The sequence below is a fragment of the Aliiroseovarius conchicola genome (assembly GCF_041403445.1).
Lineage (GTDB): Bacteria > Pseudomonadota > Alphaproteobacteria > Rhodobacterales > Rhodobacteraceae > Aliiroseovarius > Aliiroseovarius conchicola.
The window spans coordinates 245,375-259,715 of record NZ_JBGEHL010000003.1 but is presented as its reverse complement, the minus strand read 5'-3'; the positions used below and the strand labels follow the sequence as shown (position 1 = coordinate 259,715).

15 protein-coding genes are annotated in these 14,341 nt (G+C 56.0%); 9 read left to right on the top strand and 6 right to left on the bottom strand.

The features are described from left to right. Window positions 1-4 precede the first annotated feature (4 nt). From V6N04_RS06935 to V6N04_RS06910, 6 genes are all read left to right on the top strand, one after another. Window positions 5-1,366, top strand: a complete 1,362-nt coding sequence (locus tag V6N04_RS06935) for a S41 family peptidase (RefSeq protein ID WP_371169413.1) — start codon at window positions 5-7, stop codon at window positions 1,364-1,366. A gap of 81 nt (window positions 1,367-1,447) precedes the next feature. Continuing rightward, on the top strand, window positions 1,448-1,942 hold the full coding sequence (locus tag V6N04_RS06930; protein WP_371169412.1) for an RNA pyrophosphohydrolase: 495 nt from the start codon (window positions 1,448-1,450) through the stop codon (window positions 1,940-1,942). Then, complete coding sequence (locus V6N04_RS06925; RefSeq protein WP_371169411.1) at window positions 1,942-2,430, top strand: hypothetical protein; 489 nt, start codon at window positions 1,942-1,944, stop codon at window positions 2,428-2,430. The genes V6N04_RS06930 and V6N04_RS06925 overlap by 1 nt, the downstream gene beginning before the upstream one ends. Next, window positions 2,408-2,989, top strand: coding sequence for a hypothetical protein (locus V6N04_RS06920; protein ID WP_371169410.1), 582 nt, complete (start codon window positions 2,408-2,410; stop codon window positions 2,987-2,989). The genes V6N04_RS06925 and V6N04_RS06920 overlap by 23 nt, the downstream gene beginning before the upstream one ends. 89 nt (window positions 2,990-3,078) lie before the next feature. Next, complete coding sequence (rpe, locus tag V6N04_RS06915; RefSeq protein WP_371169409.1) at window positions 3,079-3,771, top strand: ribulose-phosphate 3-epimerase; 693 nt, start codon at window positions 3,079-3,081, stop codon at window positions 3,769-3,771. Window positions 3,772-3,880: 109 nt separating this feature from the next. After that, the gene (locus V6N04_RS06910; RefSeq protein WP_371169408.1) at window positions 3,881-4,828 is read left to right on the top strand and encodes an MBL fold metallo-hydrolase; all 948 of its coding nucleotides are present in this window, start codon (window positions 3,881-3,883) and stop codon (window positions 4,826-4,828) included. 30 nt (window positions 4,829-4,858) lie between these two features. On the opposite strand, the gene V6N04_RS06905 is transcribed toward V6N04_RS06910, so the two are convergent. Genes V6N04_RS06905 through dapE form a run of 3 tightly spaced genes read right to left on the bottom strand, consistent with a single transcriptional unit; the run spans window position 4,859 to window position 9,456 of the window. After that, window positions 4,859-6,010, bottom strand: coding sequence for a lytic murein transglycosylase (locus V6N04_RS06905; RefSeq protein ID WP_371169407.1), 1,152 nt, complete (start codon window positions 6,008-6,010; stop codon window positions 4,859-4,861). Between the two features lie 36 nt (window positions 6,011-6,046). Continuing rightward, window positions 6,047-8,302, bottom strand: a complete 2,256-nt coding sequence (gene rnr, locus V6N04_RS06900; protein WP_371169406.1) for a ribonuclease R — start codon at window positions 8,300-8,302, stop codon at window positions 6,047-6,049. Then, window positions 8,299-9,456: a succinyl-diaminopimelate desuccinylase gene (gene dapE, locus V6N04_RS06895; protein ID WP_371169405.1), complete on the bottom strand. Its 1,158-nt coding sequence runs from the start codon at window positions 9,454-9,456 to the stop codon at window positions 8,299-8,301. The genes rnr and dapE overlap by 4 nt, the downstream gene beginning before the upstream one ends. Window positions 9,457-9,601: 145 nt before the next feature. On the opposite strand from dapE, the gene V6N04_RS06890 reads away from it, so the two are divergent. Further along, on the top strand, window positions 9,602-10,201 hold the full coding sequence (locus V6N04_RS06890) for a hypothetical protein (RefSeq protein ID WP_371169404.1): 600 nt from the start codon (window positions 9,602-9,604) through the stop codon (window positions 10,199-10,201). A 9-nt stretch (window positions 10,202-10,210) separates the two neighbouring features. Here the strand turns inward: V6N04_RS06890 and V6N04_RS06885 are convergent, their stop codons facing one another. Both V6N04_RS06885 and V6N04_RS06880 read right to left on the bottom strand, forming a co-directional pair. Continuing rightward, window positions 10,211-10,846, bottom strand: a complete 636-nt coding sequence (locus V6N04_RS06885) for an HAD hydrolase-like protein (RefSeq protein ID WP_371169403.1) — start codon at window positions 10,844-10,846, stop codon at window positions 10,211-10,213. Further along, window positions 10,843-11,187, bottom strand: a complete 345-nt coding sequence (locus tag V6N04_RS06880) for a hypothetical protein (RefSeq protein WP_371169402.1) — start codon at window positions 11,185-11,187, stop codon at window positions 10,843-10,845. The genes V6N04_RS06885 and V6N04_RS06880 overlap by 4 nt, the downstream gene beginning before the upstream one ends. 105 nt (window positions 11,188-11,292) lie before the next feature. Here V6N04_RS06880 and V6N04_RS06875 point away from each other — a divergent pair, with 105 nt between their 5' ends. After that, window positions 11,293-12,363, top strand: coding sequence for a transporter substrate-binding domain-containing protein (locus tag V6N04_RS06875; protein WP_371169401.1), 1,071 nt, complete (start codon window positions 11,293-11,295; stop codon window positions 12,361-12,363). Between the two features lie 19 nt (window positions 12,364-12,382). Here the strand turns inward: V6N04_RS06875 and dapD are convergent, their stop codons facing one another. Continuing rightward, entirely contained in the window at window positions 12,383-13,210 is an 828-nt protein-coding gene (gene dapD / locus V6N04_RS06870; protein ID WP_371169400.1) for a 2,3,4,5-tetrahydropyridine-2,6-dicarboxylate N-succinyltransferase, read from the bottom strand. Window positions 13,211-13,426: 216 nt separating this feature from the next. Between dapD and V6N04_RS06865 the strand changes: the two genes are divergently transcribed. Then, a complete protein-coding gene (locus V6N04_RS06865) occupies window positions 13,427-14,269 on the top strand; it encodes an LOG family protein (RefSeq protein WP_371169399.1) in 843 nt (280 codons plus the stop codon). The last annotated feature ends 72 nt before the right edge of the window (window positions 14,270-14,341 follow it).

Here is a 14,341-nt window from a genome sequence, read left to right as displayed (position 1 = left end):
TGCGATGAAGAAATTCGTGATGGCAGCACTCGGAGGCACATTGGCAGGCGCGGTCTTAACCACGCAGGTCGCGGGGCCTTTGCTTGCGCAGGATGCCTCGAAAAACACCACCGTTTATGAGCAGCTTGATCTGTTTGGTGACATTTTCGAGCGTATCCGCGCCCAGTATGTCGAAGAGGTCGACCCTGCCGATCTGGTCGAAGCCGCCATTGATGGGATGCTCACCTCGCTTGACCCACACTCTAGCTATCTGTCGCCACGCGATGCGGATGCAATGCGGGTTCAGACGCGCGGGTCATTTGGTGGTCTGGGGATCGAAGTCACACAAGAAGATGGCTTTGTGCGCGTTGTGTCGCCGATGGATGGCACGCCTGCCGATGATGCGGGCATCGAAGCAGGCGATTTCATCACCCACGTGGATGGTGAGAGCCTAATGGGCCTGACGCTGGATGATGCCGTCAAACAGATGCGCGGCCCGGTCGGGTCCGAGATCATTGTAACCGTGGTCCGTGAGGGTGTTGACGAACCCTTTGATGTTTCGATCATTCGCGACACGATCAAACTGACGGCCGCTACGGCACGGACCGTCGGCGACACCGTGGTCCTGCGCGTGACAACCTTCAACGATCAAACTTACGACAACATGTCCGAAGGTCTGGCAAAAGAGGTCGAAGCGTTGGGCGGCATAGAGAATGTCGAAGGCTTTGTTCTTGACCTGCGCAACAATCCGGGTGGCCTGCTGAATCAGGCCATCGCCATATCGGACGCGTTCCTGGAGAACGGAGAGATCGTGTCCACTCGTGGTCGTACCCCGGGCGAAAGCGAACGCGTTAACGCGGAAGCAGGCGACCTTGCGGATGGCAAGCCCATCGTGGTGCTGATCAATGGCGGCTCTGCCTCGGCCTCGGAAATTGTGGCGGGTGCATTGCAAGACCATCGCCGCGCCATCGTTGTTGGCACCAAAAGCTTCGGCAAGGGGTCAGTACAAACTGTCATGCCACTGCCGTCTGAAGGGGCGATGCGCCTGACTACGGCGCGGTACTACACCCCGTCGGGCCGGTCCATTCAAGCTTTGGGTGTTTCGCCCGACATCGTGGTTGAGCAACCGCCACGCGCGCCGGAATCGGAAGATGAGGAAGAAAACACCCGCGCCCAGCGTACCGAAGCAGACCTGCGCGGCAGCCTGAATAATGACAGTCTGACAGAAGATGAACAGCGCCAGATCGAAGAAGAGCGCGAGGCAGCAGAAGAAGCCGCCAAGCTGCGCATCGAAGACTTCCAGCTGTCCTATGCCGTTGACCTGATCAAAGGCCTTGCGACCATTGTTCAAACCGATCAGGTCGAGCAGCAAGCGCAAGCACAGTAGACCTGCAACAACAGATAAAAGGGCTGGCCTTACGGCCGGCCCTTTCTATGACTGGCGCTCCCCCAACACGTCGAGGCTTATATGACACCGGATGACATCGCAAAACTGCCCTATCGCCCCTGCGCCGGTATTATGTTGGTCAATGGGCAGGGCAAGGTCTTCACGGGTCAACGCCTTGATGCACCCAAGCTGGGCACCGCTGCCGCATGGCAAATGCCTCAGGGCGGGGTGGACGAAGGCGAAGACCCGAAAGACGCGGCACTGCGCGAGCTTTGGGAAGAAACGGGGGTTACCGAAGACCTCGTCACAATCGAGGCCGAATTGCCCGATTGGTTGCCCTATGACCTGCCTCATGACCTTGTTGGGCGTATCTGGAAGGGTCGCTTCCGCGGGCAAAAACAACGCTGGTATCTGATGCGTTTTCACGGGCAGGATGATCAGGTGAACATCCAGACAGAACACCCTGAATTCAGTCACTGGCAATGGATGGATCCGGACGCCGTGGTCGCCAATATTGTCCCCTTCAAACGCGAGATTTATGCTAAGGTTGTGGAAGGTTTTCAGGAGTATCTGTAATGCGTGTGTTGGTTTTGTTTTTGTCGCTCGTCATCCCCCAAACCGCGCTGGCGCTGTCTTGCATGCCCTACAATGCCATTGCTGCGTTCAAAGATGCGGCGACGGCCGATGAAGATTATGTGGTGGTGGTCGGAGAGCTGAGCTTCGACAAACGCAAGTTGCCCAAGGTCGATTGGAGCGATCAAATGGCGGTGCAACCCGACAATATCCTGCCGGGCAAGATCAGAGGCAAAAGCCTAACCCGCAAAGGGTTCACGAACGATTTTACACGCGACATCACTATCAATGTCCAATGCGCAGGCCCTTGGTGTGCGAGCCTGACCGAGGGGCGGTACCTGACATATCTCAAACGCGTGAACGGCACCTATACGCTTGCGGTCAATCCTTGTGGCGGCTTCGCCTTCGCCGATCCCGACAAGGACACCTTGAAAAGGGTAACGGCCTGTATGCAGGGAAAACGCTGTAATGCAGATCTGCCTGAAAGATAATTCCTTAGTGAACAACGAATTTCTTCAGCTCAAAACGATGGTTCGCATCGGGTTTGTAATTCTCTGCCTGATGTTTGCGACCCCGAAATCCGCGCAAGCTCGATATTGTCCTATTCATGATCCGATTGCGCTCCTACACGCGATCCTGAACAGCCCAGATACTGACGGAACAAAAGACCCTGTTCGCTTCATTGTTCATGGAAAATTAGAAATTGACCCAAGTAAAACTGTGAAAAGCAAAATATATCGGGATCACTACTATCTGAAGGGCTATCTGCGCGGGAAGAGTTTGTCGCAGGAGGGCTTTATAAACAGGTTCGAGGCTCCGGTATCAGTTACGTCCAGATGCGATACTGTTTCTTGCGAATTTTTGGCGGAAAACGTGCTTGTGCTCATCCACAAGAAACGGGAGCGGTTTGAGATTTTCAACGACAATGCTTGCAACCTCGGCGTTTACATAAACCCTGATCAAGAAACATTGGATGGTATGATCAAGTGTCTTCGTGGGGAAGGGTGCGCTGTCACCGATGATTGGTACGGTGTTGGTGAAAGCGACTAAGTCTTTGCTGCAATCACCCATAATTCTTCCTTCGCAATCGCAAAAATCAGTCTATAAGACCCGCAACATACCGCTGCGGGAGCCTCCACATGACATTTGACCGTTCTATCAAGATCGCCCCTTCAATCCTTTCCGCTGATTTTGCCAATTTTGGTCAGGAAATTCAGGCGATCGAGGCAGAGGGCGCCGACTGGGTCCATGTGGATGTGATGGACGGCCATTTCGTGCCCAACCTCACCTTCGGTCCTCCGGCCGTGAAAGCGTTCCGCCCGCATGTGAAGACCTTCATGGACGTTCACCTGATGATCGCACCTGTTGACCCCTATATCGAAGCCTATGCCGAAGCGGGTGCGGATATGATCACTGCCCATGTGGAAGCGGGTCCTCACATTCACCGCACTTTGCAAGCCATCAAGGCGCAAGGTGTGATGGCGGGTGTCAGCCTTAATCCTGGAACCCCGCTCGACAGTATCGAACATGTGCTGGACCTTGTGGATATGGTCCTGATTATGACGGTCAATCCGGGTTTTGGTGGGCAGAAATTCATCCACTCGGGCGTCGAGAAAACCCGCAGCCTACGCCAGATGATTGGCGACCGGCCGATCCATATTCAGATTGACGGAGGCGTGACCACCGAAACCGCACCACTTGTGGCCGAGGCAGGGGCAGACGTGCTTGTAGCTGGGTCAGCGGTCTTCAAAGGTGGCTCGGTAGACCAACCTGGGGTCTATGGCGAAAATATCCGCGCGCTTCGGGCCGCAGCCGAAAGCGCTCGCGCCTAAAGCTCTTCTTTTATGTGCGAAAGAGCGAGAATTGGGATGTTCCTGTCTCGCCCCTAGATATACATATTCGAATGTGACATTGTGTGTTTATCACAATGTTGGAGGTCTCATGTTTCGCGCCACTCTCGCAGCCTTTTTCGTTCTCGGCACCGCGGCTCTGGCCGATGAAGACATCGCCGACCAGTATCCCGGCTCGGTGCTTTACGAAAAGCCGGTCGAAGTCATCCCCGATGTGTGGTCTGCGATTGGTGCAACTGCCCCTCCGACATATGAAAACGCTGGTCACAACAACAACCTTAGTTTCATTGTAACCGGTGACGGTGTCATCGTGGTGAATGCCGGGGCCAACTACAAACTTGCCGAAGCGCTCCATGCCGAGATCAAAGAGATTACCGACCAGCCGGCTAAGCTCGTGATCAATGAAAATGGGCAGGGCCATGCCATGTTGGGTAACAACTACTGGATCGAACAAGGCGTCGATATTCTTGCTCACGAAGACGCGGCCCATGAGTTCGAAGAATACGCGGGCCAGATATTCGAAGGCATGAAACGCTATGCCCGAGAAAACGCCGATGGCACTGATCCGATGGGTCCAACCCAAACATTCACCGACAAACAGGTGATCAATATGGGCGACAAACATATCGAGGTGCTCTATTCCGGCCTGGCCCACAGCCCCGGCGACATTCAGGTTTGGCTACCCGATGAGGGGTTGATCATCGCGGGAGATATGGCGTTTCACAACCGTATACCGCCCATCTTCGAAGACACCTGTACCAGTTGTTGGATCGAGACGTGGAGGACAGCCTTTGCCCCACTGGGCGCGACCTATGTGATCCCCGGCCACGGCTATCCCACCAATATGGCGCAAGTTAGAGATCACACAATCGGATACATTGAGCATCTCAGAACAGAAGTGGGCACATTGCTGGACAATGGCGGCACTCTCGAAGATGCCTACTATGTCGATCAAACTCCCTATTCGCATCATGACACATTTGATGAGCTTGCCACAAAAAATGCTGGTCAGGTCTATACGGAAATGGAGTTTGAATAGGACGTCAGGCTGACACTCACGCCCTTCGACCTATGCAGACTGACTGCGTAAATGTTCCAACATTGCCGACGATCCAAAGCCATCGGTCGGTAGCCCATGAGCCTTTTGATAGCTTTTTAGGGCGCGCACCGTGTTGGGGCCGCTGAACCCGTCAGCCCCTTGGGCATCGTGCCCCTTCTGGGTCAACAGGTCTTGTAGCTCTCGCATCTCGTCCCTGCTCAACGCTTTAAGGTCGGTGGGGCATCGCGCCTTGACAGGTCTACCGCCTTGCAGTCGATCAGCCAAATGTGCCGTTGCGATCGCATAACTGTCGACACGGTTGTAACTCAGCAGTACGTCGAAATTATCAAACACCATGAATGCTGGCCCGGATGCGCCAGATGGGATCAGCACCGAACTGCGCCCATAATCAGGGATGGGGCTGCCTTCAGCCAGTAGTACGCCTTGGGCCACCCAATCGCGGACGGGCAATCGGTTCTCGCGGCCGGATTGGCTGTGATCAAAGGATGCGGGCAGCACGATCTCGCAACTAGCGGGTTTGCTTGTTCGCCATCCGTGTTGTGCCAGGTAGTTCGCGATCGAGGCCAGTCCGTCCTCAGGGTCGTCTCCCCAAATATCGCGTCGACCGTCGCCATCATTGTCAACGGCAAAGCGCTGAAAACTGGAGGGCATGAACTGGCCATGTCCCATGGCACCGGCCCAAGACCCAACCATGGCAGCCGCGGCTGTGTCTCCGGCTTCGAGGATCTTCAGCGCGGCAATCAATTCATCTTTGAAGAAGTCCGCGCGATGTCCGCCATGCGCCAAAGTCGCCAGACTTGTAAGAACCGGCCAATCGCCGCGGGTTCGCCCATAGTCGGTTTCCACTCCCCACAGGGCGAGTATGATTTGCGCGTCGACGTTATACTGGGAAGAAATCCGGTTTAGCAGCTGCCGATTGGACCGGAAACAAGCGCGCCCCTTGCGCACCCGCTTATCGGTGATCACCCTATCCATATAGTCTGTGATCGTCAGGATAAATTCAGACTGGCTGGACTGTTTGTCCAGTATCCTTACGTCTTGGCGTAGATGGCTTGCATAAAGCTCCATCGTCCGTTCCATGACGCCAGCGGCAATCGCCTCTGATTTGAATTGTTGCCGCCACTCAAGAAAACTTTTCTCAAACTCTGTACTGTTTAGCACGAACACTTACCTCGTTGCCCGGACAACAGAACACAATTACCGCCGGGACCGTTTTACTTTCTTTTTCAACTTTGCCGATTTTCGTTTGCTTGTCATGGGTTTTCGTGGCGCAGACTTCCCCACACCACGATTGCGCGCTTGTCTGACTTTCCGCCCCTCGATGTCCAATAGGTGCAGGATCAGGCCGCCTGTGGTCGGAACTGCTTCGTCCAACCGGACTGTGACACGTTGTCCCAGCCCGATCACAAGTCCTGACTTTTCGCCAATAAGTAGCTGTTCTTCTTTCTCATGGCGGAAATATTCATCACCAACGGATCGGATCGGAACAAGGCCGTCGGCCCCTGTCTCATCCAGTTTGACAAACAATCCGAACCGGGCGATGCCCGAGACGCGGCCGCCGAACTCGTTTCCAACCCGCTCTGCTAAGAAGGATGCCAGGTAGCGGTCATTGGTGTCGCGCTCAGCCACCATTGAACGGCGCTCGGTCTCCGAGATGTGCTTTGCTGTCGCCTCTAGTCGTTCAATGTCCTCGGGGGAGAGCCCGTCGTTGCCCCAGCCGTGGCCCGAGACCAGCGCGCGGTGTACGATCAGGTCGGAATATCGACGGATCGGCGATGTGAAGTGAGCATATGACCCGAGTGCCAATCCAAAGTGACCAAAGTTTTCGTGAAAGTAATAGGCCTGTGACATTGACCGAAGCGTGGACAGATTGACCAGTTCGTCAAACTCGGTGTCGCGTGCTTGCGACAACAAATGGTTCAAGTGCCGCGTTTTGAGCACCTGACCCTTGGCCAGTGTAAAGCCTGAAGCCTCGGCGACTTCGCGCAGTGCTTCAAGTTTTTGGGCGCTGGGTTCTTCGTGGATACGGAACAGAAGTGGGCGTTTCAAACGCGTCAGCTCTTCGGCGGCTGCCACATTGGCGAGGATCATGAACTCTTCAATCAAACGGTGGGCGTCAAATCGGTCGGCAAACGCGACAGAGTTAACCTTGCCGTCGTCGTCCAGAACGATTTTGCGTTCAGGCAGGTCCAAGTCCAAAGGCTGACGCGAGGCCCGCGCCAGTTTGGCGGCTTCGTAAGCGGCATAGAGCGGCGCGATCACCTCGTCCATCAAGGGCGCACATTTTTCGTTTGGCTGACCGTCTTGTGCCGCCTGCACCTCTGCGTAGTTCAGCGAAGCATGCGATTTCATCAACCCGCGTACAAAGCTGTGGCTGATCTTTTGTCCCTGCGCGCTCAGCACCATGCGTACGGCGATACAGGCGCGTGGTACGCCTTCGTGCAGGCTGCACAGATCGCCCGATAGCCGGGCGGGTAGCATTGGCACCACGCGATCAGGGAAGTAGGTCGAATTGCCACGACGCCTTGCCTCGGCATCCAGTGACGAGTTGGGCGTTACATAGTGGGCGACATCGGCAATGGCGACCCAGACCACATGACCACCGGGGTTCTTGGGGTTGTCATCGGTATGCGCATAGACAGCGTCATCGTGATCGCGGGCATCAGCCGGATCGATGGTGACCAAGGGCAGATCCCGCAAGTCATCGCGACCTTTCAAACCTGCCGGTTTCTGGGCGTCGGCCTCGGCGATCACATCATCGGGAAAGGCGTCCGGGATGCCGTGCTGATGAATGGCGATCAGGCTGGCCGCACGCGCGGCAGTTGGATCGCCCAGCCGGGCAACGATCCGCGCGCGCGGTAGGCCCATACGGGATTTCGGACCAGATTGCTGCGCTTCGACCAGTTCACCGTCCTTGGCCCCTTCGTCCGCGCCCGGATCCACCAGCCATTCCTTATCCTGCCCCTTATCGACAGGCACGATCCGCCCACCTTCTGACCCCTTGCGAAAGACACCCAGAATACGGATCGGGTTGGTGCCGATACGTCGGATTAGGCGCGCCTCATAGGCATACGGTTCGTCCTGAACTTCGGTCATCCGAGCCAGAATACGCTCGCCGGGCTCCAATGCGGGGTCAGAACTTTTCATCACAAGAATGGCACGGGGCGCAGCACCGTCACCGGCCCATTCCATAGGACTGGCATAAAGATCGCCATCGGCGTCTGGCGCTTCAACTCGCAGGACCGAGACCGGTGGCAGCTTGTCGGGATCGCGATAGGTCTTGCCACGCTTGGAAAGATGCCCTTCGGCTTCAAGCTCTTTTAGCAGACGTTTCAGGTCGATTCTGGTCGCGCCCTTGATGCCAAACGCGCGCGCAATGTCGCGCTTGCTGGTCTGGGTGGGGTTTTCAGAAATCCAATCGAGGACTTGCTGTTTCGTGGGAAGCTGGCTCATGCGAAATAATCCCTGATGATGCGGGCATAGATCGACTTGAGCTGGGGAATTTGTGTCACTTCGACTCGCTCATCAACCTCGTGCATAGTTTTGCCGACGAGGCCAAATTCCACCACAGGGCAGATGTTCTTAACGAACCGGGCGTCAGACGTGCCGCCGGTGGTTGAAGCTTTGGGGCGTAAGCCGGTCTCGGACTCGGCCGCGTCGGCAATGAGTCGGGAGAGGGGCCCGGGCGGCGTTACGAAGCTTTCACCAGACACTTTCGTTGTCATTTCGATGTCCACACCCGTGGCATCACCCACGCGCGCGGCTTCGGCTTGCAGCCACGTGATCAACTCTTCTGAGCTGTGTGAATCGTTGAAGCGGATATTCACCGTCGCACGGCATTCAGCGGGGATCACATTGTTAGCAGGGTTTCCCGTATCAAACGTGGTCACGGCGATGGTCGAGGCGTCGAAATGGTCAGTGCCCCGATCCAGTTCATGGGCAGAGATGTCAGCAACAAGTCGCGCCAGCGCCGGCACCGGGTTTAGAGCGCGATGAGGATACGCAGAGTGGCCCTGCACGCCGCGAGCGGCGAAAAAGGCCGTCATCGACCCGCGTCGCCCGATCTTCATCATCTCACCCATCGTGTCAGGGCAGGTGGGTTCGCCGACAACGCAATCGTTCATTTTCTCGCCCGCCTCGGTCATCCAATCAAGGATCGCAGTGGTCCCATCTGTGGCGTCGCCTTCTTCGTCACCTGTTATGGTGATCACAAGCGAAGCATCTTCGGGTGCATCGGCAACGAAATCGACCGCAGCGGCAACCCATGCGGCGACCCCCGACTTCATGTCCGTCGCCCCCCGACCATAAAGATACCCATCCCGGATTTCGGCACCAAAAGGATCGACTGTCCAAGCATCTTGATCCCCCACCGGCACCACATCCGTATGGCCGTTAAAGCCCAGTGTGCGTGCGTTGCGTGATCCCCAACGGGCAAAAAGATTGGACACCCCGCCCCGGTCAACTCGCGTGCAGCTAAAGCCTGCGTTGGACAAGAGCTCCTCCAACAAGACCAGCGCCCCACCTTCGTTCGGCGTGACCGAGGCGCAGCGCACCAGACTTTGGGTCAGAGCCACCGGGTCAACGGGCGTGTGGGGTGTGTCAGGCATAAGAAAGCTCCTTTTGAACCTCTGTAAAGTGTTGGGGTGGGCACTGCAATTGGCGGCGGTCCATCAGCACGTCGGGAGGCGCTGGACGCTGTGCACTGGCTGCTCTAACCTTGGCGCAAATCCTTAGCCCACCGTGGAGCCCGAGATGAAAAAACTCTTGTTTCTAATACTGATACTGCCTCTTTCCGCCTGTTTTGACGCCGATCTTACATTCGATCTACACGACGACGAGACCGCCACGATGTCCAGCAAGGTCTCTATGGGGCCGGAGCTCTATGGGATGATTGCCAGCAGGGGCGAAGATCCTTGCAAGGATGGCGTCGGGCAGCAGTTGGGTGACGGGACCTATACCTGTCTGATTGAAGAGACCGATACGATCGATAACTTAATAGTCAAACTTGAAGACGAACGGCAAAATCATGCGGAACAGAATGGTGTGAATCCCAATCAGGGCGTGACCGTCGAGCGATTGGATGGCCCATTCATCAAGTTGTCCTTTGATTTGGTCCAGTTGAAGCAGGCCGCCGCCGATACAGGGATGGAGCCGACAATGCTTGCGGCCTTCCGCGAAGCGATGCTGGGCCACCGCATTCACATGACCATCAAGGGTGCCGAGATTGTCGAGACCAATGGCACACTGTCGCCGGATGGCAAAAGTGCGGTGTTCGATATTCCTTTGACGGCGTTGATCGAAACCGACGCATCACTACCGGACAGTTTTCAGACCATCGTGCGGACGCAGTAGCCCCGCGATTTACCCGATCAGCTGTTTGATAACGCCCGGCAATTCGCTGGGCGCTATCACATGGGCATCAGCGTCGGACATATCGTCGGTCCCACCATACCCCCACCCCATGGATATGAACTGCATGCCCACCGCGCGAGCGGCCCGCATGTCATAGTGGCGATCCCCGATCATCACGCATTTCGCGGGATCATGAGTTGTCTGGGCCAGCGCATAAGCCAACAATTCGCCCTTGTCGTTGCGCGTGCCGTCAAGTTCGGGTCCGAACTCGTCCTTCATGTATCGCGACAGTTCAAAATGCTGCGTGATTTTGCGGGCATAGGCATGGGGTTTGGCCGTTGCGATATACATTGGATGATGCACGTAGACGCTGGCCAATGCGGCTTGGATGCCGTCATAGACCGCGCAATCATACATCCCGCCTTGAAGGGTATAGTACTTGCGGTAAAGCTCTAGTGCGACTTCGGGGTCTGAGACCCCCAGACGTTCAAAGCTCCATACAAGTGCGGGTCCGATGACCCATTCAAGCTCGTCCGGGGTCGGGGTCGGAAGGCCCAGTTCCTCAAGCGATTTGATCACACTGCCGGTAATGCCCGGCTTTGGGTCGGTCAGCGTGCCGTCGAGGTCCCAGAAAACAGCGCTCACGCGTCGTCTTCCTCAAAGAACGGGGTCATCTGTGCCACGATGACGCTGTTTTCCTTGAGCGCACGGCCCATCAACTTGCGTTCTTCACCAGGGATGTCATGGCCTTCGGCCAACCGTTCGTCCAAGCTGCCGTATCCGTTTACGTCTAGCGGAGCCAGATCAGCCTGCTTCAAGATGGCGACTGTCTCACGAACGGCTTCTGCTTCGTCCACACCCGATGCGTAACAGACCAGCGCGGCACCAGAGGCCCCGTCGGGCAGTCCATCACCATCCTTGCGGCCGACCTCAACCAGCAGGGTATAGACCTGATGAGGTTTCTTTATTTTGGTGGGTTTGCTCATAGATGTTGCGTGGCAGATGTGCCGCGAAAGCGCAAGTTGCAATATGTATGTCTTGGCATGACACATCCTTCAGTATATTCGAAGCGGTGCTTCTGGGGATGAAACATGTTTGATTCAAGATCGACACCACGGCTTGTCGTGGCCGCACTGCTGCTTTGGGCAAGCCTTGGCACTTTGATGGCGCAGGATCGCAACCTGACCTTTGCGACGATCGAACGACCGCCGTTTTCCATTGTGGAAGACGGTGAGATCACGGGCTTCAGCATCGAACTGATGCGTGCGATTGCGTTTGAGATGAACCTGTCCATCGATTTTGAACTGACCCAGAACTTTCCCGACATGCTGAAACTGGTCGAGGGTGGTGGTGTAGATGGCGCGATCGCCAATATCTCGATTACGCGTGACCGCGAAGCACGGATGGATTTTACACAGCCGATCTATAGCGGCGGCCTTCAGATTATGGTGCCGGCCGGGCAGGGGCAGATCAGCGTCTGGCGGACGCTGTTTAGCTGGGATATCGCCCTAGCGATCCTCGCAGCTTTCGCCATTTTGTTTGGTGGCGGGATGCTGATGTGGGCCGTTGAACGCGGCAGGCAGCCTTATTTTGACCTTTCGGCGCGCGAGGCGATGTTCCCTTCGTTCTGGTGGGCGCTAAATCTGGTGGTGAATGGCGGGTTCGAAGAGCGCATGCCGCGATCAGCTTTCGGCCGGTTCTTTGGTACGATCCTCGTGATCTCGAGCTTGTTTATCGTCTCGGTCTTTGTGGCGCATATTACGGCCAAGATCACCGTTGATGCGATCTCTGGGTCGATCCATTCCGTCACCGATCTTGACGGGAAGCGCGTGGGCACCACCGAAGGTTCTACTGCCGCCAGATTCCTAACGGATCGCGGAGTGAACCACATCGATTTCGCGTCATTCGGTGAACTGGTCGCCTCGTTCGAGGAGGGCGAATTGGATGCTGTCGTCTTTGACGGTCCGATCCTGTCACACTACGTGCAGAATGACGGTGCGTGGTCCGGCCAGATGCTGAACAGTGTCTTCCAGCCTGAAAACTACGGGATAGCGCTTCCTGCTGGCAGCCCGTTGCGTGAAGAGATCAACGTTGCTTTGCTTCGGTTGATTGAAACGGGAGCCTACCGCGACTTGTCTGTCCGCTGGTTTGGCTCCCGCTAGTTGCTTTGCCTATCGCTCTTTAGTCGCGCAATAACTCGTTGATACCTGTTTTCGAGCGTGTTCTTTCGTCAACGCGCTTCACGATGACGGCGCAGTACAGGTTGATCCCGTTCTTTGATGGCATCGAGCCTGCCACGACGACCGAGTACGGCGGCACCTCGCCATACATGACTTCACCAGTTTCACGGTCGACGATTTTGGTTGATTGGCCGATAAAGACACCCATACCAAGGACCGATCCTTCGCGCACGATGCAGCCTTCCACGACTTCCGAACGCGCGCCAATGAAGCAGTTATCTTCGATGATGGTCGGGCCAGCTTGCATCGGTTCCAAGACACCGCCGATGCCAACACCACCTGACAGGTGCACGTTTTTGCCGATCTGGGCGCATGAACCGACGGTGGCCCAACCGTCAACCATTGAGCCTTCGCCAACATAGGCGCCGATATTCACAAAGGATGGCATCAGAACTACGCCAGGCGCGATATAGGCCGAGCGGCGGACAATGGAGCCGGGCACAGCGCGAAAACCAGCCGCGCGCCATTGATTGTCGCCCCAGCCATCGAATTTGGATGGCACTTTGTCCCACCAGGTCGTGTCTCCGTTACCGCCGGAAATGGGTTCCATATCGTTTAGACGGAAGGAAAGAAGAACGGCCTTCTTGGCCCATTGGTTCACATGCCAATCGCCGTTTTCACGGGGTTCGGCCACGCGTAATGTGCCACTGTCTAACGCGTTCAGCGTGTCTTCGATGGCTTCACGGGTTTCCCCTGAGGTCGTTGGAGTAATTGTGTCGCGCGCCTCCCAGGCGGCTTCGATGGCGGCTTCGAGTTGGGCGTTCGACATATTTGACGGCTCCGTGAAGGTTATGTGTTGCGAAAGGGCTATACGCCCCACGACCTTTTTGTGCAACGAAATGCGGCGTTGCCGATGCGCGTTAGCGCCCCTGTTGGTGCTCAATGCGTCGCAAAACCCTCGCACAGAGGTGAAAAAGCGGCACTGGTTCTTCGTGTTCAAAGACGCTAGCACTTAGGTGAACGCATTAGTGACAGGATTAGTGAGATGAAAGACGACCGCAACCACCCGTTCCGTGACAGCCATCAAGACCGCGAAGCCGCGCACCACATACCTGATACGCCGCAAACACGTGCGCCAGCCTACAAGCTGGCCTACGATGATCAGGACTTCATGTGTCGCGACGAACTTCGCCCGGTTCGCTGGCAATTGGAACTGATGAAGCCAGAACTGTTGATGCAGGAATATGGTGTCGAAAGCACGGTTGTTCTGTTCGGGGGCGCGCGTATTCCAGAGCCCTCAAAAAAGGACAGCGCCCGCACAAAGACGTTGGCTGACCTGTCGCGGTTCTATGATGAAGCGCGCGAGTTTGCACGTCTGATGACCTTGCGTTCGAAAGTGAACAATCACCGCGAAAACGTGGTCGTAACTGGCGGAGGCCCCGGTGTGATGGAGGCCGGCAACCGAGGTGCATTGGACGCAGGTGGTGTGTCCATAGGCTTAAATATTGTGTTGCCGCACGAACAGGCACCGAACGAATATGTGACGCCCGATCTGTGCTTCAACTTCCACTATTTCGCGATCCGCAAGATGCATTTCCTGATGCGGGCTGAGGCAATCGCCATCTTCCCCGGCGGGTTTGGCACGTTGGATGAGCTTTTCGAAAGCCTGACCTTGATTCAGACCGGTCGCATGAAGAAGGTACCGATCTTGCTGTTTGGCAAAGATTTCTGGACCAAGATCGTAAACTGGGATGCCCTGTCGGATGCAGGCACCATTAGCGCCGAGGATCTTGACCTGTTCAAATTCGTCGAAACCGCACAAGACGCTGTGGATGCGATTGATAACTGGCCCAGCTTCGAGGCGCGAGAGGAGCTGCCAGGGCGATGATCAAAAGCCTGATGATTGGCTCTAATGTGCTTTGAATTGTTTAGATTACATCGACACCCAGCCTGATATGGT